Source organism: Caballeronia calidae (genome assembly GCF_900044055.2).
Lineage (GTDB): Bacteria > Pseudomonadota > Gammaproteobacteria > Burkholderiales > Burkholderiaceae > Caballeronia > Caballeronia calidae.
The window spans coordinates 1-815 of sequence record NZ_FCOX02000322.1; the positions used below are offsets into that span (position 1 = coordinate 1).

2 protein-coding genes are annotated in these 815 nt (G+C 55.8%); both read left to right on the forward strand.

The window, feature by feature from the left end:
* Positions 1-348 (forward strand): hypothetical protein (locus tag AWB78_RS49245; RefSeq protein ID WP_232478157.1); only part of this gene is annotated, 348 nt, incomplete at its 5' end.
* A 116-nt stretch (positions 349-464) separates the two neighbouring features.
* Entirely contained in the window at positions 465-665 is a 201-nt protein-coding gene (locus tag AWB78_RS47450; RefSeq protein ID WP_157697919.1) for a hypothetical protein, read from the forward strand.
* The last annotated feature ends 150 nt before the right edge of the window (positions 666-815 follow it).

Here is an 815-nt window from a genome sequence, read left to right on the forward strand (position 1 = left end):
CTTTTGAGGGGACGTCAATCAATGCATGAAAAGTCCAAGCACCATTTCTCCGGGCAAGGTCATCGCCCAGCCTGCGGTCATAACGATGACGGCCACGAAGAGCACGCTCAGCGAAATCCAGCCGATTTTCTGGTCCAGATGGCGCCTCTTAAAATGCGGATCGGTAGAAAAACATTCAACGCAGTACATTATCGCTGGACTAACGGGATGTCCACAACCGGCGCATGGCCGCGTTTTGCACGACGAGGTCATATTCTGGTCTCCGGTTTTATTGGTCGTCTCATGGATGCAGGACCGATACGGATGGCATCGCACTGGGCAGCGTGGCGTTGCCATTTTTTGCTATGATCGTTGGGCCGGTAACGCCTCGAGCGCATGGTATCACAGTCGCCGGCGAACTCAGTCTAATGGGGGGCAACATGATCTGTGCAAGAAAGCCTGTCGCAGCCCTGGCGATAGCCGGCATGGCGGGATCCCCCATCAATGCGCTCGGCAAGCGTCGGTTGAATGGCAAGGCGCAAATGATCAGGGCGGTTCGCTGGCATCTACGCCGGCAGAAGGGACCTGACATCATTCTCAACCTGTTCAAGGAACAACAGGCCCGCTCCGCGGCCCGAGCAATTGAGCAACGTTTGATGCGCGCGCGGATAGCGCACCAAAGCTGAATTGGTTGCATGTTGCTTACGATCTCAATACTTAAAGGTAGGTGCTGCAGTTTTGTTAGAATTTAGGAAGCGTAGCCGCCGGAGGGCGGGCGCTCTGCGGTTTCATGGGGCAGAAGCCTCGCTATCGCTATGCTCTGTAGGGCAGCGGTG

Bases quoted from the DNA above. Each gene is read 5' to 3' on its own strand.
- AWB78_RS47450 (WP_157697919.1), top strand. From the start codon at position 465: ATGGCGGGATCCCCCATCAATGCGCTCGGCAAGCGTCGGTTGAATGGC.